A 19,860-nucleotide genomic window follows, 5' to 3' on the forward strand; every position below is an offset into this window, starting at 1 on the left:
GTAGTGGAGGCGGGCGTGGCCCCCGTTCCGGCCGGATGCGCCGGGCGGACCCCCGGGGCGCGCCGCCGGTATCGAGAGGTGAATCATGCACACGCCCGACTGGGTGGCCCAGGGCCAGCCCCATATCTGGCTACCCTATGCCCAAATGAAGACGGCCACGCCGCCGCTGCCCGTGGTGCGCAGCCATGGCTGCCGGCTTGAACTGGCCGACGGCCGCAGCCTGATCGATGGCGTCGCGTCCTGGTGGACGGCCTGCCATGGGTACAACCACCCGCACATCGCCCAGGCCGTGCGCGCGCAGCTGGACGCCATGCCGCACGTCATGTTCGGCGGGCTGACCCATGAGCCGGCGCTGACCCTGGCGCGCCGGCTGGCCGCCATGCTGGGGCCGGGACTGGACCGCGTCTTCTACACCGATTCCGGCTCGGTGGCGGTGGAAGTCGCCATGAAGATGGCGCTGCAGTTCTGGCTGAACCAGGGCGAACGCGGCCGCGGCCGTTTCCTGGCGTTCCGCGGCGGCTATCACGGCGACACCTTCGGCACCATGGCGGTGTGCGATCCGGACGAGGGCATGCACAGCCTGTACCGCAGCATGCTGGCCGAACACGACATCGTCGACCTGCCGCGCAGCGAGGCCGAACTGGCCGCGCTGGAGGCGCACCTGGAAGTCCATGCCTCCCGGCTGGCGGGCATCCTGGTCGAGCCGCTGGTGCAGGGCGCGGGCGGCATGCTGCTGCACGACCCGGAAGTGCTGCGCCGTCTGCGCCGCCTGGCCGACCGCCACGGCCTGCTGCTGATCTTCGACGAGATCTTCACCGGCTTCGGCCGCACCGGCACGATGTTCGCCTTCGAGCAGGCCGGCATCCGCCCGGACATCGTGACCTTGTCCAAGGCGCTGACCGGCGGTACCTTGCCGCTGGCCGCCACGGTGGCCAGCAGCCGGGTGTTCGAGGCCTTCTGGTCCGATGACCCTTCGCACGCGCTGATGCACGGCCCCACCTTCATGGGCAACGCGCTGGCCTGCGCCGCGGCCAACGCCTCGCTGGATCTCTTCGAGACCGAACCGCGGCTGGCGCAGGCGCAATCGATCTCCGCGAGCCTGGCCGCGGGCCTGGAACCGTGCCGCGAGCTGCCCTGGGTGCGCGACGTGCGCGTGCTGGGCGCGATCGGCGTGGTCGAGCTGGACGGCATCGCCGACCGCGAGGGCCTGAAGCGGCGCCTGGTTGACGCCGGCGTGTGGGTGCGGCCGTTCGGCAATGTGGTCTACCTGACGCCGGCGCTGACCATCGCCGAGGACGATCTCGCCAGCCTGATGCGGGCGGTGGTCGAGGTGCTGCGCCGCCAGCGCCCCTGAGCCGGATGGCGTCCGGCCCGCGTGGCCGGGGCAAACCCGCCGGACCTGCCTTGATCCAGATCAAGGCGGCTTTGTAACGCGCTGGGTAACATCGGCGCATGCGAGCAAAATCGATCTTCGCCGTCCCGGCCGCCCTGTCCGACGCCGACCGCCAGCAGCGCCGCCATGCGCTGGTGCGCCTGTCGCTGGCGTGGCTGGCCATGATGCAGGTGATGATGTTCGCCTGGCCCGGCTACCTGCGGCATGAAAGCATGCCGGCCGATGCGCTGGAAACGCTGGACTGGGCCATCGTGCTGATGAACTGGGCCAGCTTCGCGCTGACCGTGCCCGTGGTGGTCTATTCGGCCTGGCCGATCTGGCGCCACGCGGGCGACAACCTGCGCCATGGCCGCGCCGGCATGGACGTGCCGGTGGCCCTGGGCATCGTCGCCGCCTTCATCCCCAGCGTCCACGCCACCTACACGGGGCGCGGCGAGGTCTACTTCGATTCGGTCACGATGTTCGTGGCCTTCCTGCTGACCGCGCGCTATCTGGAGCTGTGCGCCCGCCAGTCCTTCGGCGGCGCGGCAGGCGGCTTGCGCCACGAGCGCGTGGAGGCGCAGCGCCTGGAGCTGGGCGCGCGCGCCGATCGGCTGGCCTCGCGCTTCGTCATGGTCCAGGTCGCGCTCGCGCTGGCCGCCGCGGCCGCCTGGGCCTACATCGATGCGGCGCACAGCATTCCGGTGATGGTGGCGTTGCTGGTGATGAGCTGTCCCTGCGCCATGTCGATGGCGGTGCCCACCGCCATGGCCTCCGCCCATTCGGCGCTGGCCGCCCATCCCAATATGTCCGACGCGGCGCTGGACGAGTTGCTGGGCGAGGCGCGGCGCCGCGCTCGCCAGAACCTGTACGGATCGGTGGTCTGGCACCTGCTGATGACCCCGCTGGCGCTGGTCGGCTGGGTGACGCCGTGGCTGGCCGCGATCACCATGCTGGTGTCCTCGCTGGCGGTCGCCTACAACTCGTGGCGCTTGTGCCGCCGCGACTGGGCTGGCGCGCCGGCGCCCGCCGTCGCGCTGGAAACGGCGCAATGACCATCCTCTATCTGCTTCTGCCCCTGTCCCTGCTGTTCGTGCTGGCCATCGGGGTGTCGCTGTGGTGGGCCGTTTTCAACGGCCAGTACGACGACACCGATGACGCCGGCCGCGCCATCCTGCTCGACGACGACAGCGGACCCGCCAGCCGCGGCTGAGCGGCGCGTTTGATTTCGCGCCTGGACCCGTTGCGCCGGCGCCGCGTTCCCCACCGTGTAACCAGATGCTTGATCCAGATCAACGCTGCCTTGTTTGACTAGTCCCATCATTGCAGCCTGGAGCTATCTGTAACTTTAGGGGAAGGGCGATGAACGATTGCGCCGCAATCGCAAGCAAGGCCGACACCTTCAACTACAAGATCGTGAGGCAATTCGCGCTCATGACGGTAGTGTGGGGCATCGTCGGCATGGCTGTGGGCGTTTTTCTCGCTGCGCAGCTTATCTGGCCGCAGCTGAACTTTGACACCGCATGGCTGAGCTATGGCCGCCTGCGCCCGCTGCACACCAACGCGGTGATCTTCGCGTTCGGCGGCAGCGCGTTGTTTACGACGTCGTACTACGTGGTCCAGCGCACCTGTCAGGCGCGCCTGTTCTGCGGCCCGCTGGCCGCGTTCACGTTCTGGGGCTGGCAGATCGTCATCGTCGCCGCCGCCATCACCTTGCCCATGGGTTTCACCAGCAGCAAGGAATACGCCGAACTCGAATGGCCCATCGACATCCTGATCACCCTGGTCTGGGTGGCTTACGCCATCGTGTTCTTCGGCACCATCGTCAAGCGCCGTTCCAAGCACATCTACGTGGCCAACTGGTTCTTCGGCTCGTACATCCTGACCATCGCCATCCTGCACATCTTCAATAACATCGAAATGCCGGTGTCGATGTGGAAGTCCTACTCCGCCTACTCGGGCGTGCAGGACGCCATGGTGCAGTGGTGGTACGGCCATAACGCCGTGGGCTTCTTCCTGACCACCAGCTTCCTGGGCATGATGTATTACTTCGTGCCCAAGCAGGCCGGCCGTCCCATCTATTCCTACCGCCTGTCCATCGTCCACTTCTGGGCGCTGGCCTTCACCTACATGTGGGCGGGCCCGCACCACCTGCTGTACACCTCGCTGCCCGACTGGACCCAGTCGCTGGGCATGACCTTCTCGCTGATCCTGCTGGCGCCGTCCTGGGGCGGCATGATCAACGGCATCATGACGCTGCAGGGCGCCTGGTACAAGCTGCGCACCGATCCGATCCTGAAGTTCATGGTGACGGCCCTGTCGTTCTACGGCATGTCGACCTTCGAAGGCTCGATGATGTCGATCCGCACGGTCAACGCGCTGTCGCACTACACGGACTGGACCATCGGCCACGTGCACTCCGGCGCGCTGGGCTGGGTCGCCATGATCTCCTTCGGTTCGCTCTACTACCTGATCCCGCGTCTCTACGGCCGCGAGAAGATGTACAGCGTCAAGGCCATCGAACTGCACTTCTGGATCGCGACCATCGGCGTGGTGCTGTACATCGCCGCCATGTGGATCGCCGGCGTGCAGCAGGGCCTGATGTGGCGCGACACCGCCAGCGACGGCACCCTGGTCTACAGCTTCGTCGAGGAACTGAAGACGCGCGTCCCGTACTACCTGATCCGTTTGCTGGGCGGCACCTTGTTCCTGTCGGGTGTGTTCGTCATGGCCTGGAACGTGTGGATGACGGTGCGCGGCGCGCAGCCGGTCAATCCCGCGATTCCGCAAGACGATCCCCATGCCGCTCGCCAGCCGGTCCCCGTGACCGCCGCGCCGGCCACCGTTTGACGAGGACATCATGGCCAACCATAAATCTGGTTTCTTTTCCCACCAGACGCTCGAGAAGAACATCGGCTGGATGATCATCGCCAGCATCCTGGTGGTGTCCTTCGCGGGCCTGGTCCAGATCGTGCCGCTGTTCTTCCAGCACAGCACGACCCAGCCCATCGCGGGCGTGGAACCCTACAGCCCGCTGCGCCTGATGGGCCGCGACGTCTACATCCGCGAAGGCTGCGTCGGCTGCCATTCGCAGCAGGTGCGGGTGCTGGCGGCCGAAGTGCAGCGCTACGGCCCGTACTCGGTGGCCTCGGAATCGGTCTTCGACCATCCTTTCCTGTGGGGCTCCAAGCGCACCGGTCCCGATCTGGCGCGCGTGGGCGAACGCTATTCGGATGACTGGCACCGCATCCACCTGCGCGACCCGCGCAAGGTGGTGCCGGAATCCAACATGCCCGCCTATCCCTGGCTGGAAAAGACGGTCATCACCGGCGAGAACGTGAGCGACCGCATGCGCGCCCTGCGCACGCTGGGCGTGCCCTACACCGACGAGGAAATCGCCGCGGCGCCCAAGGCCATCGAAGGCAAGACCGAGGAAGACGCGCTGGTCGCCTACCTGCAAGGGTTGGGCGTGGGCGTGCGCAAGGCCGAGCAGGCCAGGAAGGCGGAAGAGGCCAAGAAGGCCGCCGCGCAACCCGCGGCACAGCCCGCGACCCAAGCCGCCGCGCCCGCGGCCGCGGGAGGCTGACCATGCTGGGCTATCTGAGCGCAGTCGTCACCGCCATTTCGATGGCAACTTTCTTCGGCATCGTCTGGTGGGCCTGCTCGCGCGGCCGCCAGAGCGCCAACCGCGAATCGGCCATGCTGCCGTTCGCACTGCCCGATGAGTTCGGGCAGGGACAACAAGATGGAGCGAATCGGTCATGAGCGATTTCGTTAATGGCTTCTGGGGATATTTCATCTCGATCGTCGCGGTGGGCGGCGTGGTCTGGTGCGTGTGGCTGCTGTACACGCAGCGCCGCTGGCTCAGCACCAAGCCGGCCAACGGCAAGGTCGAGGACACGGGCCACGTCTGGGACGGCGACCTGACCGAGCTGAACAACCCGGTGCCGGGCTGGTGGACCTGGATGTACCTGCTGGCCTGCGCCTTCGCGCTGGGCTACCTGTTCTTCATGCCGGGCCTGGGTGAGTACAAGGGCCAACTGGGCTACAGCAGCACCGAGGAAGTGGCCAGGCAGCAGGCCAAGATGGCCGAAGCCGTGCGTCCGATCTACGCGCGCTTCGAAACCATGGACATTCCGCAGATCGCCCAGGATCCGGGCGCCCGCGAAATCGGCCAGCGCCTGTTCCTGAACACCTGCGCGCAATGCCATGGCTCGGACGCCAAGGGCGGCCCCAGCTTCCCCAACCTGGCCGACGGCGACTGGCTGCACGGCGGCTCGCCTGAAGCCATCACGCAGACCATCACGCAGGGCCGCGTGGGCGTGATGCCGCCCTGGAAGGCCGCGATCGACGCCAAGACGGCGGCCGACATCGCCCAGTACGTGCGTTCGCTGTCGGGCCTCACGGCAGATCCGGTGCGCGTGTTCCGCGGCAAGCGCGAGTTCGCCAACTACTGCGTGGCCTGTCACGGCGTCGACGGCAAGGGCAACCAGGCGCTGGGCGCGCCCAACCTGACGGACGATGTCTGGCTCTACGGCAGCTCGGAAGCCACCATCGTCAAGACCATCCTGGATGGCCGCGACAACCGCATGCCGGCGCATGGCGACATCCTGACGCCGGAGCAGATCAAGATCCTGACGGCCTGGGTCTGGGGCTTGTCGAACAAGCCCGAAGCGACGGCAGGCGCCGCGCCGGGCACGGTAACGAAGTAAAGGCTTTACAGCGCGTTTTTGGGGGCCGCGCCAGGCGTGGCCCCCATATCACTGGACATACAGCAGGGAGCAGGAAATGGAAGATGGGTCAGCCGCAAGGACCGGCAATTCGCCTGACGGTGACCCGCCGCCCTGGCGGCCGCACGTAAAGCCGCCGCGCCCCGGGACGGAAACCCTGGAGCAGACGCTGGCGGGCGTGCGCAGCAAGATCTACCCCCGGTCCGTCAGCGGCATCTTCGCCCGCTGGCGCATCGCATTCGTCTTTCTCACCCAGCTGATTTTCTATGGCCTGCCCTGGCTGCAATGGAACGGCCGCCAGGCCGTGCTGTTCGACCTGGGCGCGCGCAAGTTCTATCTCTTCGGCCTGGTGCTGTGGCCGCAGGACGTGGTCTATCTGGCGGTGCTGCTGGTGATTTCGGCGCTGGCGCTGTTCCTGTTCACCGCGGTGGCGGGGCGGCTGTTCTGCGGCTACGCCTGTCCACAGACCGTCTATACCGAAATCTTCATGTGGATCGAGCGCAAGGTCGAAGGCGATCGCGTCGCGCGCATCCGCCTGGACGAATCGCCCTGGACCTGGCGCAAGGCGCGCCTGAAGATCACCAAGCATTTCCTGTGGATCGCGCTGGCCTGGTGGACGGGTTCCACCTTCATCGGCTACTTCGCGCCCATCCGCGAACTGGGCCATGAGCTGTTCGCGCTGCAACTCGGCCCCTGGCAGTGGTTCTGGATGCTGTTCTACGGCTTCGCCACCTGGGGCAACGCCGGCTTCATGCGCGAATCCGTGTGCAAGTACATGTGCCCCTACGCGCGCTTCCAGAGCGTGATGGTGGACCCCGACACCTTCGTGGTCACCTACGACAAGCGCCGCGGCGATCCGCGCGGCGGCCGCTCGCGCAAGGTGGACCACAAGGCCGCCGGGCTGGGCGATTGCGTCGATTGCAGCCTGTGCGTGCAGGTCTGTCCGACCGGCATCGATATCCGCGACGGCCTGCAGTACATGTGCATAGGCTGCGGCGCCTGTATCGATGCCTGCGAACAGGTCATGGACAAGATGCAGTACGAGCCTGGCCTGATCCGCTATACCTCGGAACGCGCCATGCTGGACGGCTTGTCCGCCAAGAGCGCGCGCTCCCATCTGCTGCGCCCGCGCGTGCTGATCTACGGCACGCTGATCCTGGCGCTGGCCATCGCCTTCGTCGCATCGCTGGCCATGCGCAACCCCCTGCGGGTGGACGTGATCCGCGACCGCGGCGCGCTGGGGCGCGAAGTGGCCGGCGGCATGATCGAAAACGTGTACCGCCTGCAGATCATCAATACCTCCGACCAGCCGATGCGCCTGCAGCTCTCGGCCGACGGCATGCCCGGCCTGAAGGTGATGACCGGACAGCAAGGCTCGGACACCGTCGACGTCGAGGCCGCGGCCAACAAGCTGGTGCCCATGGTCATCCGCGCGCCGGCCGGCGCCGAGCCCGGCGCCCATGCCATCACGCTGCGCGCGCGCGGCCAGGACGGCGAGAGCCGTGCGGTCGAGACCGACGAGCCCGCCAGCTTCTACGTACCCGACTGAATACTGAAAAGGACAAGCCCATGACCGCCGCCCAACCCGCCAAGACCGCCAAGCCCTGGTACCGCGAGCCCTGGCCCTGGATCCTGATGGCCGGCCCGTTCGCGGCCATGATAGGCTGCTTCGTCACGATCTATTTCGCTTTCACCAATTTCAGCAACCAGCCGATCCAGGAGGGCGTGGTCAAGCGCGGCCTGGTCATCGAGCAGGCGGCGCCCAGCGCCAATCCGTAACCGGGGAGAACACAGATGGGCTTGCGATCGTTGATGTGGATCCTGTGGCCGTCCTTCATGGCGGCCGCGGCGGGGAGCGCGCTGATCTTCGCCCTGATCGATCCCCTGGACGTGGCGATCTTCGGGCATGTGCCCACCGGGCGCACCGGCTTCTACACGGTGGCTTTCTTCGTGCTGTGGGTGATGGCGGGGCTGTCCAGCACGCTGACCGCGTACCTGATGCCCAAGGCCGAGGAGCCCGAGGACCTGTAGCCAGGGCGCGGCGCTGCCGCAGCCCCGGGGCCGTCGCAAGCGGCGGCTTATACCTTCTTCACAAACTCCGACTTCAGGCTCATCGCCCCGAAGCCGTCGATCTTGCAATCGATGTCGTGGTCGCCATCGACCAGGCGGATGCCCTTGACCTTGGTGCCCATCTTGACCACGCCACCGGAACCCTTGAGTTTCAGGTCCTTGATGACGGTGACGGTGTCGCCGTCCTGCAGCACATTGCCGGCCGAATCGCGGTAGACGCGGGCGGCTTCATCGGCAGATTCCGCGGCCTGCGCCGGCCATTCATGCGCGCATTCCGGGCAGACGTACAGGGCGCCGTCTTCATAGGTGTATTCGGACTGGCATTTGGGACAGGCGGGCAGTGCGCTCACGTGTGGACCTCAGTGTAAAAAACGCGCGATGCGCAACACGCGATTGTACTGCGCCGCATGCTGTTTTCTCCTGCGCCGCGGGCGTTTTCCCCCTTTGCATTGCGCGCTCTCAAGCCGCTGCGTCGCCGTGCAGCAAGCCCACGAAATGCCGAGCCGCGGCGCTCAGCGGCCGGTCGCGCGGCACGATGCTGCCGAAGGCCGTCAGGCTCTGCCGGATCTGGTAGGGCAGTATCGCCAGGAGACCATGCGCCGCATAGCGGCTGGCCACCGATTCCGGAATCACGCCCAGCATCGTGGACTTCATCGCCAGGTTGGTCGTGGTCAGGATGGAGGCCGATTCGATCAGGCCCTTGGGCGTGGCGGCATCGTGCGAGCGGAACTCCTGTTCGATGACGTCGCGCATCGGACTGCCATGCGGCTGCAATACCCAGGGATACGCCAGCATGGCCTCGAAGCTCACGCGCTTGCGGCCGGCCAGCGGATGGTCCACCGCCGCGATCACGGACAGAGCTTCATCGCCGATGGGGCGGAACACGTACTGGCTGTCCGACGGCGTCAGCATGCGGCCGATCACCACGTCCAGCTTGCCTTCGTTCATGCGGCCCATCAGCAGGTCGCTGGTGCCGGTGGAAATCTCCACCGCGAGCAGCGGGTAAGTCTCTTTCAGGCGTAGCAGGGCGTCGGTCAGGTGGCCGGGCGAAGCCGCCATGATGCTGCCGATGAACAGCTTGCCCGCGCTGCCCAGGCGCAGCTCCTCCAGTTCGCGCGCCAGCGACGAGACCGTGCCGCGCATGCCCCGGAAGTACCCCATCACGCATTCGCCCGCCGCGGTCAGCGCAAGGCCCCGGCCGACCCGTCCGTACAGCGGCTGGCCGATGGCCAGTTCCAGTTCATGCAGCATCTTGCTGGCCGCGGACTGGGTCATGTTGAGCTGGTTGGCGGCGGCGCGCAGCGTGCCGCGCTCCTCGATCGCCAGCAGCAGGACGATCTGCCGCATGCGCAGCCGGGCCAGCAGGGCAGGGACGTGGATCGCGCGTTCCATGATTGATCGCCTCAGGTGAACGATTGGTGCAAAAGTTTCATTTTACGGAAACAGCACTTCTTTCTAAGATGGACCCACAAAAGATTGCCCCCGCAAGGGCAAAAAAACATCAACCAAGGAGACAACCATGAAGACTCGGCTATTGGCCGCGATGGCGGCTGGCGCCTTGTGCCTGTCGGCCCTGGCGCCCGTCCAGGCGCAGACCGCCGACTGGCCCAACAAGCCCCTGCGCCTGCTGGTGGGATCCGCGCCGGGCGGCGGCACCGACGCCATGGCGCGCGCCGTGGCGGACAAGCTGGGGCCCTTGCTCAAGCAGACCGTGGTGGTCGAGAACAAGCCGGGCGCGTCGAACACGCTGGCGGCCGACCTGGCGGCCAAGTCCACGGACGGCCACACCATGGTGATGGGGGTGTCGACCGCCCATGCCATCGCGCCGCACCTGCTGAAGCTGGGCTATGACAACGACCGCGACCTGACGCCGGTGGTGTTCGTGGGCGCCGTGCCCAACATCCTGGTGGTCAACAACGACGTGCCGGCCAAGTCGGTGCAGGAATTGATCGCCTTGCTCAAGAGCAAGCCCGGCACCTACAACTTCGCCAGCAGCGGTTCCGGCAGCACCCAGCACATCGCCGCCGAGCTGTTCAAGGACGCCACCGGCGTGCAGATGATCCACATCCCGTACCGCGGCAGCGGCCCGGCGCTGGTGGACCTGATGGGCGGGCAGGTGCAGATCGCGTTCGAGACCGCGTCTTCCGTGATCCCCCATATCAAGAGCGGCAAGGTGCGCGCGTTGGCCGTGCTGAGCGCCAAGCGCAACGCCCAGCTGCCCGACGTGCCGACCATGGCCGAGGCCGGCGTGCCGGGCGTGGAAATGAGCGCCTGGTACGGCATCTACATGCCCAGCGCCACGCCCGCCGCCAATCAGAAGCGCATCCATGACGCCGTCAACGGCATCCTGGCCCTGCCCGACACGCAGACCCGCCTGCAGGCGATCGGCGCCGATATCAACCCGATGAGCCAGGAGCAGTTCGCGCAGTTCCACAAGAGCGAGAACCAGCGCTACGCCGGCGTCATCAAGAAGAACAACATTTCCGTGGAATGACCCAGACATGAGTACGCAGCAGAAACCCGTCATTGCCCTGACCCTGGGCGACCCCGCCGGCATCGGCGCCGAACTGATCGCCCGCCTGCTGGCCAGGCCAGAAGCCACGCAGCAGGCGAACATCGTGCTGGTGGGCGACGAGTGGCTGTGGCGCGAAGGCCAGCGGGTGGCGGGCGTGCAGGTCGCCACCCAGCCCGTGGACAGCATCGAGGCGGTGCGCGGCCGGCCGGACACCGGCGCGCCCGCCTGGCTGGGGGTGGACACCATCAAACCCGGCCAGGTGCATGTGGGTCAGGCCGAGGCCGCGGGCGGCGCGTCGGTGCTGCGGGTGCTCAACGCCTGCATGGACGCGGCGCGCGACGGCCACGTCGACGCCATCTGTTTCGCGCCCTTGAACAAGTACGCCATGAAGCTGGGCGGCCTGGGGCATGACGACGAGTTGCACCATTTTGCGCAGTACCTGGGCGTGACCGGCTACTTCTGCGAGTTCAACACCCTGGGCGACCTGTGGACCTCGCGCGTGTCCTCGCATATCCCGCTGAAGGACGCGGCGGCGGCGCTCAGCATCGACGGCATCAAGGACGCCACCCGACTGATCTACCGTTCGCTGCAGGCCAACGGCATTGCCGAGCCGCGCGTGGCGGTGGCGGCCTTCAACCCGCATGGCGGCGACGGCGGCACCTGCGGCCGCGAAGAGGTGGACATCATCGCGCCGGCCGTGCGGCAACTGAATGAAGAGGGGCTGCCGGTGCAGGGGCCGTTCCCCGCCGACACCATCTTCCTGAAGGCCCAGGCCGGCGAGTTCCAGGCCATCGTCACCATGTACCACGACCAGGGCCAGATCGCGATCAAGCTGCTGGGCTTCTCGCGCGGCGTGACGGTGCAGGGCGGCCTGCCCATCCCCATCACCACGCCGGCCCACGGCACGGCGTACGACATCGCAGGCCTCGGCCGCGCCAACCTGGACGCCACCTGGCAGGCCTTTCTCATCGCCTGCCGCATGGGCCTGTCGCACCGCGCCGCGCGGACGCAGGCCGGCTGATCCGCCGCTTTCATTCCATACCCTTATTCCAAGCAGGAACTCCTCATGAAGATCAAATCCGTCCGCGCCCGCGTCTACGAGTGGACCGGCAAGACCGTGCCGCCGCAGGGCAATTTCTGCTCCAACGCCATGGACCTGCTGTATTCCAAGCAGGAAACCATGAGCACCTTCCGCTTCCATGGCTGGACCGTGGTCGAGGTGGAGACGGACGACGGCATCGTGGGCCTGGGCAACGTGGCGCTGGCGCCGCGCGTGGCCAAGGCCATCATCGACCAGTACCTGGCCCCGCTGGTGATCGGGCAGGATCCCTGGGACTACGAATACCTGTGGCAGCGCATGTATCGGTCCACCCATGCCTGGGGCCGCAAGGGCGTGACCATGGCGGCGATCTCGGCGGTGGACCTGGCCATCTGGGACATCCTGGGCAAGTCGGTGAACAAGCCGGTCTTCAAGCTGCTGGGCGGCCGCACCAAGGAAAAGATCCCGGTCTATTACTCCAAGCTCTATCGCACCGACCTGAAGGCCATGCAGGAAGAGGCCCAGACCTATCTGGACCAGGGCTTCACCGCTTTCAAGATGCGCTTCGGCTATGGCCCGGCGCACCTGCAGAAAGGCGTGTCGGAGAACCTGAAGTCGGTGGAGGCGGTGCGCGAGGTGATCGGCTACGACACCGACCTGATGCTGGAGTGCTACATGGGCTGGAATCTTGAGTACGCCAAGCGCATCCTGCCCAAGCTGGAGAAGTTCGAGCCGCGCTGGCTGGAGGAACCCGTCATCGCCGACGACATCGACGGCTATGCGGAACTGAACCAGCTCACCTCGATCCCGATCTCCGGCGGCGAACACGAATTCTCGCTCTACGGCTTCAAGCAGCTGCTGGACCGCAAGGCGGTGTCGGTGGTGCAGTACGACACCAACCGCGTCGGCGGCATCACGGCGGCGCACAAGATCAACGCGCTGTGCGAGGCCTACAGCGTGCCGGTGGTGCCGCATGCCGGCCAGATGCACAACTACCACCTGACCATGAGCACGCTGGCCTCGCCCATGAGCGAGTACTTCCCCATGTTCGACGTGGAGGTCGGCAACGAACTGTTCTATTACATCTTCGATGGCGAGCCGGTGGCCAAGGAAGGCTTCATCGACCTGGACGACGACAAGCCGGGGCTGGGCCTGACGCTGAAGACCGAATACCTCAAAGACTTCAACATCATCGAATAACCATGGCTACCTACCAGAACCCGCGCTATCGCGGCATCTTCCCGGTCGTGCCCACCACCTTCACCGAATCCGGCGAGCTGGACCTTCCCAGCCAGAAGCGGGCCGTGGATTTCATGATCGACTCGGGCGTCGACGGGCTTTGCATCCTGGCCAATTTTTCCGAGCAGTTCGTGTTGTCTGACGACGAGCGCGAAGTCCTGACGCGGACCATCCTGGAGCACGTCGCCGGCCGCGTGCCGGTGATCGTGACCACCACGCACTTCAGCACCCAGGTCTGCGCCGCGCGCAGCCGTCGCGCGCAGGAGCAGGGCGCCGCGATGCTGATGATCATGCCGCCTTACCATGGCGCGACGATCCGCGTGTCCGAGGAACAGGTGACGGGATTCTTCCAGCGCGTGTCGGACGCGGTGGACATCCCCATCATGATCCAGGACGCGCCGGTCGCCGGCACGCCGTTGTCGGCCGCGGCGCTGGCGCGGATGGCGCGCGAGATCGAGCACGTCGCCTACTTCAAGATCGAGACCGCGGGCGCGGCCTCCAAGCTGCGCGACCTGATCGCGCTGGGCGGGGATGCCGTGGAAGGCCCCTGGGACGGCGAGGAAGCCATCACGCTGCTGCCCGACCTGGATGCCGGCGCCACCGGCTCCATGACCGGCGGTGGTTTCGCCGATGGCCTGCGGCCCATCATCGAGGCCCACCGCGCGGGCAAGCGCGACGAGGCCTACCGCCTGTACGAGCGCTGGCTGCCCCTGATCAATTACGAGAACCGGCAGGGCGGCATCCTCACGGCCAAGGCCTTGATGAAGGCCGGCGGCGTGATCGCCTGCGATGCGCCGCGGCACCCGTGGCCGGCCATGCGCGCGGAGGTCCGGCAGGGCCTGCTGGAGACCGCGAGCCGCCTGGATCCGCTGGTCCTGCGCTGGGGGCGTTGAGCAGGGATTGATCAGCCCGCCAAACACACTGTTCCGTCACGGCGAACAAGCCTGTCGCGCGTGACGGTTAAAATCCCTGGCTATCCATCCAGTCGGGGGCGCGTGTGCAGCCGGTCATTTCAGTTCAGGATCTATCCAAACGGTACGCATCCGGATTCCAGGCGCTCAAGAGCGTGAACCTGGACATCCGGCGCGGCGAGATCTTCGCCCTGCTCGGGCCCAACGGCGCGGGCAAGACCACGCTGATCAGCATCATCTGCGGCATCGTCAATCCCACCGCCGGCCGCGTGCTGGCCGATGGCCACGACATCGTCACGGAGTTCCGCGCGGCCCGCGCCAAGATCGGCCTGGTGCCGCAGGAAATTTCCACCGACGCGTTCGAAAGCGTCTGGAACACCGTCAACTTCAGCCGCGGCCTGTTCGGCAAGCCCACCGACCACGCCTACGTCGAGAAGGTGCTGCGCGACCTGTCCCTGTGGGACAAGAAGGACAGCCGCATCATGGCGCTGTCGGGCGGCATGAAGCGGCGCGTCATGATCGCCAAGGCGTTGTCGCACGAACCCGCGATCCTGTTCCTGGACGAGCCCACCGCCGGCGTGGACGTGGAGCTGCGGCGCGGCATGTGGGAAATGGTGCGGCGGCTGCGCGAAAGCGGCGTCACCATCATCCTCACCACGCACTACATCGAGGAAGCCCAGGAAATGGCCGACCGCATCGGCGTTATCCGCAAGGGCGAGATCATCCTGGTCGAAGAGAAGCACGCGCTGATGGCCAAGCTGGGCAAGCGCCAGCTGGCGCTGACCCTGAAGGCGCCGCTGCCGGGCATCCCGACGGCGCTGGACGCCTTCCAGCTGGACCTGTCCGACAACGGGCACAAGCTGGTCTACACCTACGACAACCAGGGCGGCGGGGAAATCTCCCGGCTGCTGCATGAACTGTCGCGCCTGGAGATCGAATTCACCGACCTGAATTCGTCGGAAAGCTCTCTCGAGGATATCTTTGTCAGCCTGGTGCACGGTCAATCATGAACTTCTACGCCATCCGCGCTATCTACCTGTTTGAAATGGCCCGCGCGTGGCGCACGCTGATGCAGAGCGTGCTGTCGCCCGTGATCTCCACCTCGCTGTATTTCGTGGTGTTCGGTTCAGCCATCGGTTCGCACATGGTCGAGATCGACGGCGTGAGCTACGGCGCCTTCATCGTGCCTGGCATGATCATGCTGTCGCTGCTGACGCAAAGCATCGCCAACGCGTCCTTCGGCATCTACATGCCGCGCTTCTCGGGCACCATCTACGAAATCCACTCGGCGCCCATCTCCTATGTGGAGATCGTCATGGGCTATGTGGGCGCCGCAGCCAGCAAGTCCATCATCCTGGGGCTCATCATGTTGGCCACGGCGCGGCTGTTCGTGTCGTTCGAGGTCGCGCATCCGTTCTGGATGCTGGGCTTCCTGGTGCTGACGGCCGTGACCTTCAGCCTGTTCGGCTTCATCATCGGCATCTGGGCCGACGGCTTCGAAAAGCTGCAGATCATCCCGCTGATGATCATCACGCCGCTGACCTTCCTGGGCGGCACTTTCTATTCCATCAAGATGCTGCCGCCGTTCTGGCAGACCGCCACGCTGTTCAACCCGGTGGTGTATCTGGTCAGCGGCTTTCGCTGGGCCTTCTATGGCGTGGCGGACGTCAGCGTCGGCGTCAGCGTGGGCATGACGCTGGTGTTCCTGCTGGCCTGCCTGATTGGGGTGCGCTGGATCTTCAAGACCGGTTACCGGCTGAAGACCTAGCGCAGACAGACCGGGCGCGGCGGCTCAGGCTTGCGCCGCCGGCGCGCGGCGGGCCAGGCCGTCATGCGCGTCGAGCAGGCGCTCGCGCCAGGCGTGGACCGGATCGTCCTGGGCCAGCAGTTCCAGCGTGCTGGTGCAGCGCGCCCACATGAACATGCCGAACACCGCATAGTCGGCATAGGCCGGCTGAGCGCCTGCCAGATAGGGCTGCTTGCCCAGCATCTGCCGCAAGGGCAGCAGCGCCGCGCGCAGCGCGGCGATCTGGTCTTCATAGCCCGCCGGCAGGTCTTCCAGCCTGCCGAAGCGCTTCTCCCGCGTGGCGCGGAAATAGTCCCGGTCCTTTTCGTGGATCAGGCCGTGGATGCTGGGCAGCAGCAACCGCGCCAGCGTCGGCACCAGGGTCGTGTCCGACCATGAATTCACGAACAGGCTCAGCGCGCGGCCGCTGGCGCCGCCGAACAACGAGGGCCGCTCGGGGAAGGTGTCTTCCAGGTAGCAGGCGATCTGCCAGGAATCGCTGACGACATGTTCGCCATGCACCAGCACCGGCACCAGTTTCTGGCCGGAAAAGTCTATGGCTTCCTTTTCCGTCAAGCGCCACGGCACGGTCGTCGCGGTCAGGCCCTTGTGGGCCAGGGCCATGCGGGTCTTCCAGCAATGCGGGCTGAAGCGCAGCGACGCATCGGCGCCAGCCAGGTCATAGAGAGTGAGATCCGGGGTCAAGATACTGCGCTCCTTCTACGTGTCGGTGAGGGAAACCGGAACAGGATAACCGGTTGCGCAGGACAGACGGCGGGCGGGCGCCTTGCGCCGCGGTCAGTTCCACACCTGCCTGAGCGCCGCCGCCGACAGATACAGGCCGCAGCCGAACACCGCATGCGTCGCCAGGCTGCGCAGGCGGTTCTTCCAGGGCGTGGGCGTGCGGGACGCGGCGATCCCCGCGCCCATGGCGGGCTGCATGACGAAAAACGGCATCACGACGGTCGCGACGCCCACGGCCAGGGCGGGCAGCCATGTGGGATCGCGCAGCCATGCCGCGCCCTCGATGCCGACCAGCAGCGCGGCGAAGACGAGACCCACGGCGTAGTGGATCGTCCATCCCAGCGCCGATTCGCCCGCGACGGGCTCGGCCCGGCCGATATTGGCGTGGGCAAGCGTGCCCCGGCACAGGTGGCCGGCCCACCGGCCGACCAGCGCATAGCCCAGTGTGGGCATGCCCAAGGCCTTCTGGAGCATGCCCCACACGTCCATCACGATCGTCGCGCCGATACCGACCAAAACCACTTTTGCCGCCACTTCCATCGATTCCATGTCTTGTTCCTTGCATTGCTGACCGCATTGTTTGCAGGCATGATAGAAGTTGAAGTCAACTTCAAGTCAAGGAGGGCGCCATGGATATTTCGGAAGTCGCCCGGCGCACGGGCCTGCCGGCCTCCACGCTGCGCTTCTATGAAAACAAGGGCTTGATCAAGGCGGTCAGCGCCGCCGGCGAACGCCGGCGTTTCGCGCCTGGCGTGCTGGATCAATTGGCGCTGATCGCGCTGGGGCAGGCCGGTGGCCTGTCGCTGGACGAGATCCAGGCCATGCTCTCGCCCGACGGCGCGTTGCGGGTGGACAGGCAGTTGTTGCTGGACAAGGCCGACAGCATCGATGCGACCATCAAGCGCCTGCGGGCGATGAGCCAGGGCCTGCGCCATGCCGCGGTATGTCCCGCCGCCAACCATGCGCAATGCCCGACTTTCCAGCGGCTGTTGAAGGGCGCCGCAGGACGGTTGAAGCAGAACAGGGCGGCGGCCGGCAAGCAAAAAAACGCCATCCACCCGTAATGGGCGGATGGCGCCAGGGCTGGCTCTCGGAGAGCCTTACTTCGCGGCGGGGGCGCCCTTGCTCATGCTCATCAGGCGTTGCTTGAGCTGGGGGTCCTGCTGTATGGCCTGGCCTATGCCGTTGAATTCGTCGACGCTCAGACCGTCGGCCTGCACCAGTTTCACCATCTTGGCGTCGGCTTCCTCGACGACCTTCTGCTTGGCGGCATCCGTCTTGGCGGCGTCGACCTTGGGGCGGTACTCGTCGACGACGCCGGAAATCTTCTGCGATGCCGAAGCGAAACGCTGCAATTGCTGGTCGGTCGGCTGGATCGCGGGCGGGGGCGCCATGCGCGGTTGAGCCTGGGCCTGGCCTTGCGCCTGGCTGGCTTGCTGCGCAAGGGCGGGAGCACCGGACAGCGCCGTCGCCAGCAGGGCGGCGGACAGGAATGCATAAGTGGAACGCTGCATGAAACCTCCTTGTTCCGGTTGAATGTCGGGCCATGATGACGACCCGGACGGTGCGGGGGCAAGTTTCGCGATGTGTTTTCCTGTTTCGGCAGGCCACGGGATGCGCGCGCGCCCCGGGAGGGAGCTCCCCGGGGCGCGGCCGAAACGTTTTGCGCGGTTTCGTAGTCGCTGCTGGCCGCGATGTTTCCTTAAATTTATGCGGGACGGGTCTATACGATCAGCATGCTCAGCAGCACCAGCGCCAGCAGCAGCACGTAGACGCGGGCGTGCAGGTGGTCCGGGATGCGCGGGATCAGCGGCGCGGCCAGCCGGATGCCGGCCAGCGACCCCAGCGCCAGCGCGGCGAAGGCCAGCAGGTCCACATAGCCCACGATCCAGGGCGCCAGCGGGTCGGCCAGGCCGCCGGCCGCAGCCATGTAGGCCAGTGTTCCCACCACCGCCACCGGCAGCGTCAGCGGATTGGCCATGGCCGCCGCCTTGGCCATGGGCAGGCCGCGGCGGCGCAGCAGCGGCACCGTCATGACGCTGCCGCCCACGCCCAGGAAGGCCGCCACCGCGCCGATGATCACGCCGCCGCCGACCAGGACGCCGCGGTCCAGAGGCCGGGGATGCGCGTCCTCCTGGGCCATGAAACCCTGGCGCAGCAGGCAATCCAGGATGGTCACGCCCAGATAGGCGATGAAGGCGTAGCGCACGAAGTCGCCGCTGGCGCGCGTGGCGGCGAGCGCGCCCAGCGCCGCGCCTGCGGCGATGAAGCCGGCCAGCGGCCAGACATAGGCCCGCAGGATGTTGCCGGCGCGCTGGTGCTTGCGCGTGGCCGCCACCGAATTCACGATCATGACGCAGGTGGACGTGGCCACCGCGATGTGCATGGCCGCCAGGCCGATGGCGTCGTGCGCGCCGTGCGCCGCCGTCAACACCGCATACAGCACGGGCACCACCACAAAGCCTCCGCCAAAGCCGAACAGCACGGTCGTCACGCCGCTCAAGCAGCCGAACAGGGCCAGAACCAGATAAAGCATTGCTGCGTCCTTCCAGGGGGAAAACGCCACGATACGGCGGCCGAAGGTGGCCCGCTTTCGAGGATGAGACAATAATGTTCGAGTTTCGGCCAATCGACCTGCCGCCGGGCAGGCGCCATCAACAGGCCATGAGTCCCAGGCCATGCGCCCCAGACAGACTACGCGTCCCAGACTATGCGCAATACCCACATCGACCGCTACGACCATCTGGACCGCGCCGTCGTCGCCATCGGCAACGACTATCCGCCTGGCCGGCTGCTGCCGGCCCACGCGCATCGCCGCGCGCAACTGTTGTATGGCGCAACCGGCGTCATGCACGTGGTCACGCGCGACGGCAACTGGGTGGTGCCGCCGCAGCGCGCGGTATGGATCCCGGCCGGCGTGACGCATCAGGTCCGAATGCTGGACGTCAGCACGCGCAGCGCCTACATCGAGCCGGGTTCGGCGCGCGCGGACCGCGAGGCCTGCGAAGTGATCGAGGTGTCGCCGTTGCTGAGGCAGCTATTGCTGGACGCGGTCGACATGCCTCCCGCCTACGATCTGGCGGGGCGTGACGGCGCGCTGGCGGCCCTGCTGCTGCATGAGGTCGAGCGCGCGCCGGTGCTGCCGCTGCATATCCCGCTGCCACGCGACAGGCGCCTGGCGCCCTTGTGCAAGGCCTTCATCGCGGCGCCTGACGCGCGCGCCGCGCCGCAGGCCTGGGCCGAGCGCCTGCACATGAGCCCGCGCACCTTCAGCCGCCATTTCCGACAGCAGACGGGCATGGCGTTTTCGGAATGGCGGCAGCGCGCCTGCGTGGTGCTGGCCTTGGCCCGGTTGGCCTCGGGCGAGTCGGTGACCGCCATTGCGCTGGATTTCGGCTACCAGAGCCCGGCGGCCTTCTCCACGATGTTCCGGCGGGTGCTGGGCCGCCCGCCC

24 protein-coding genes are annotated in these 19,860 nt (G+C 66.6%); 18 read left to right on the forward strand and 6 right to left on the reverse strand.

What is annotated here, in order from left to right:
* The first annotated feature begins 85 nt into the window (after window positions 1–85).
* The 10 genes from N5C88_RS29805 (at window position 86) to N5C88_RS29850 (ending at window position 8,133) form a co-directional block, all read left to right on the forward strand.
* Window positions 86–1,354: an adenosylmethionine--8-amino-7-oxononanoate transaminase gene (locus N5C88_RS29805; protein ID WP_280016790.1), complete on the forward strand. Its 1,269-nt coding sequence runs from the start codon at window positions 86–88 to the stop codon at window positions 1,352–1,354.
* Between the two features lie 98 nt (window positions 1,355–1,452).
* On the forward strand, window positions 1,453–2,427 hold the full coding sequence (locus tag N5C88_RS29810) for a hypothetical protein (protein WP_280016791.1): 975 nt from the start codon (window positions 1,453–1,455) through the stop codon (window positions 2,425–2,427).
* Window positions 2,424–2,585 (forward strand): cbb3-type cytochrome oxidase assembly protein CcoS, encoded by a 162-nt coding sequence (gene ccoS / locus N5C88_RS29815; RefSeq protein ID WP_042794347.1) that lies wholly within the window; start codon window positions 2,424–2,426, stop codon window positions 2,583–2,585. Before N5C88_RS29810 ends, ccoS begins: the two co-directional genes overlap by 4 nt.
* A gap of 149 nt (window positions 2,586–2,734) precedes the next feature.
* On the forward strand, window positions 2,735–4,222 hold the full coding sequence (ccoN, locus tag N5C88_RS29820; protein ID WP_059372455.1) for a cytochrome-c oxidase, cbb3-type subunit I: 1,488 nt from the start codon (window positions 2,735–2,737) through the stop codon (window positions 4,220–4,222).
* Window positions 4,223–4,232: 10 nt separating this feature from the next.
* A complete protein-coding gene (gene ccoO, locus N5C88_RS29825) occupies window positions 4,233–4,958 on the forward strand; it encodes a cytochrome-c oxidase, cbb3-type subunit II (protein ID WP_059372459.1) in 726 nt (241 codons plus the stop codon).
* Window positions 4,959–4,960: 2 nt separating this feature from the next.
* Window positions 4,961–5,137 carry a cytochrome oxidase gene (locus N5C88_RS29830; protein ID WP_054452859.1) on the forward strand — a complete coding sequence of 59 codons (177 nt, stop codon included), beginning with the start codon at window positions 4,961–4,963 and terminating at the stop codon, window positions 5,135–5,137.
* Window positions 5,134–6,084, forward strand: coding sequence for a cytochrome-c oxidase, cbb3-type subunit III (ccoP, locus tag N5C88_RS29835; protein ID WP_059372462.1), 951 nt, complete (start codon window positions 5,134–5,136; stop codon window positions 6,082–6,084). Before N5C88_RS29830 ends, ccoP begins: the two co-directional genes overlap by 4 nt.
* Window positions 6,085–6,160: 76 nt before the next feature.
* Complete coding sequence (gene ccoG / locus N5C88_RS29840) at window positions 6,161–7,651, forward strand: cytochrome c oxidase accessory protein CcoG (RefSeq protein WP_280016792.1); 1,491 nt, start codon at window positions 6,161–6,163, stop codon at window positions 7,649–7,651.
* Between the two features lie 20 nt (window positions 7,652–7,671).
* Entirely contained in the window at window positions 7,672–7,881 is a 210-nt protein-coding gene (locus N5C88_RS29845) for a FixH family protein (RefSeq protein ID WP_059372466.1), read from the forward strand.
* A 15-nt stretch (window positions 7,882–7,896) separates the two neighbouring features.
* Window positions 7,897–8,133 (forward strand): hypothetical protein, encoded by a 237-nt coding sequence (locus N5C88_RS29850; protein ID WP_059372469.1) that lies wholly within the window; start codon window positions 7,897–7,899, stop codon window positions 8,131–8,133.
* A gap of 47 nt (window positions 8,134–8,180) precedes the next feature.
* On the opposite strand, the gene N5C88_RS29855 is transcribed toward N5C88_RS29850, so the two are convergent.
* Window positions 8,181–8,522, reverse strand: a complete 342-nt coding sequence (locus tag N5C88_RS29855) for a zinc ribbon domain-containing protein YjdM (RefSeq protein WP_059372471.1) — start codon at window positions 8,520–8,522, stop codon at window positions 8,181–8,183.
* A gap of 109 nt (window positions 8,523–8,631) precedes the next feature.
* Window positions 8,632–9,564, reverse strand: a complete 933-nt coding sequence (locus tag N5C88_RS29860) for a LysR family transcriptional regulator (protein ID WP_280016793.1) — start codon at window positions 9,562–9,564, stop codon at window positions 8,632–8,634.
* 127 nt (window positions 9,565–9,691) lie between these two features.
* Between N5C88_RS29860 and N5C88_RS29865 the strand changes: the two genes are divergently transcribed.
* From N5C88_RS29865 to N5C88_RS29890, 6 genes are all read left to right on the forward strand, one after another.
* Complete coding sequence (locus tag N5C88_RS29865) at window positions 9,692–10,666, forward strand: tripartite tricarboxylate transporter substrate binding protein (protein WP_059372475.1); 975 nt, start codon at window positions 9,692–9,694, stop codon at window positions 10,664–10,666.
* Between the two features lie 7 nt (window positions 10,667–10,673).
* Window positions 10,674–11,708, forward strand: a complete 1,035-nt coding sequence (locus tag N5C88_RS29870; protein ID WP_118932507.1) for a 4-hydroxythreonine-4-phosphate dehydrogenase PdxA — start codon at window positions 10,674–10,676, stop codon at window positions 11,706–11,708.
* A 45-nt stretch (window positions 11,709–11,753) separates the two neighbouring features.
* Complete coding sequence (locus N5C88_RS29875) at window positions 11,754–12,926, forward strand: L-rhamnonate dehydratase (RefSeq protein WP_118932506.1); 1,173 nt, start codon at window positions 11,754–11,756, stop codon at window positions 12,924–12,926.
* 2 nt (window positions 12,927–12,928) lie between these two features.
* Window positions 12,929–13,858 (forward strand): dihydrodipicolinate synthase family protein, encoded by a 930-nt coding sequence (locus N5C88_RS29880; RefSeq protein WP_059372486.1) that lies wholly within the window; start codon window positions 12,929–12,931, stop codon window positions 13,856–13,858.
* 104 nt (window positions 13,859–13,962) lie between these two features.
* Entirely contained in the window at window positions 13,963–14,886 is a 924-nt protein-coding gene (locus tag N5C88_RS29885; protein ID WP_059372488.1) for an ABC transporter ATP-binding protein, read from the forward strand.
* Window positions 14,883–15,644 (forward strand): ABC transporter permease, encoded by a 762-nt coding sequence (locus tag N5C88_RS29890; RefSeq protein ID WP_042794334.1) that lies wholly within the window; start codon window positions 14,883–14,885, stop codon window positions 15,642–15,644. Before N5C88_RS29885 ends, N5C88_RS29890 begins: the two co-directional genes overlap by 4 nt.
* 24 nt (window positions 15,645–15,668) lie before the next feature.
* Here N5C88_RS29890 and N5C88_RS29895 read toward each other — a convergent pair whose 3' ends face one another.
* Both N5C88_RS29895 and N5C88_RS29900 read right to left on the reverse strand, forming a co-directional pair.
* Window positions 15,669–16,367, reverse strand: a complete 699-nt coding sequence (locus N5C88_RS29895) for a glutathione S-transferase family protein (RefSeq protein ID WP_280016794.1) — start codon at window positions 16,365–16,367, stop codon at window positions 15,669–15,671.
* Between the two features lie 93 nt (window positions 16,368–16,460).
* Window positions 16,461–16,955 (reverse strand): DUF2938 domain-containing protein, encoded by a 495-nt coding sequence (locus N5C88_RS29900; protein WP_280016795.1) that lies wholly within the window; start codon window positions 16,953–16,955, stop codon window positions 16,461–16,463.
* 80 nt (window positions 16,956–17,035) lie between these two features.
* On the opposite strand from N5C88_RS29900, the gene N5C88_RS29905 reads away from it, so the two are divergent.
* On the forward strand, window positions 17,036–17,470 hold the full coding sequence (locus N5C88_RS29905; protein ID WP_280016796.1) for a helix-turn-helix domain-containing protein: 435 nt from the start codon (window positions 17,036–17,038) through the stop codon (window positions 17,468–17,470).
* 36 nt (window positions 17,471–17,506) lie between these two features.
* Here N5C88_RS29905 and N5C88_RS29910 read toward each other — a convergent pair whose 3' ends face one another.
* Complete coding sequence (locus N5C88_RS29910; protein ID WP_059372506.1) at window positions 17,507–17,920, reverse strand: DUF4168 domain-containing protein; 414 nt, start codon at window positions 17,918–17,920, stop codon at window positions 17,507–17,509.
* A 209-nt stretch (window positions 17,921–18,129) separates the two neighbouring features.
* Window positions 18,130–18,942, reverse strand: a complete 813-nt coding sequence (locus N5C88_RS29915) for a sulfite exporter TauE/SafE family protein (RefSeq protein ID WP_280016797.1) — start codon at window positions 18,940–18,942, stop codon at window positions 18,130–18,132.
* A gap of 174 nt (window positions 18,943–19,116) precedes the next feature.
* Between N5C88_RS29915 and N5C88_RS29920 the strand changes: the two genes are divergently transcribed.
* Window positions 19,117–19,860 (forward strand): helix-turn-helix transcriptional regulator (locus N5C88_RS29920; RefSeq protein ID WP_280016798.1); only part of this gene is annotated, 744 nt, incomplete at its 3' end.

It is taken from the genome of Achromobacter sp. GD03932 (assembly GCF_029839485.1).
GTDB classification, from domain to species: domain Bacteria; phylum Pseudomonadota; class Gammaproteobacteria; order Burkholderiales; family Burkholderiaceae_B; genus Achromobacter; species Achromobacter bronchisepticus_A.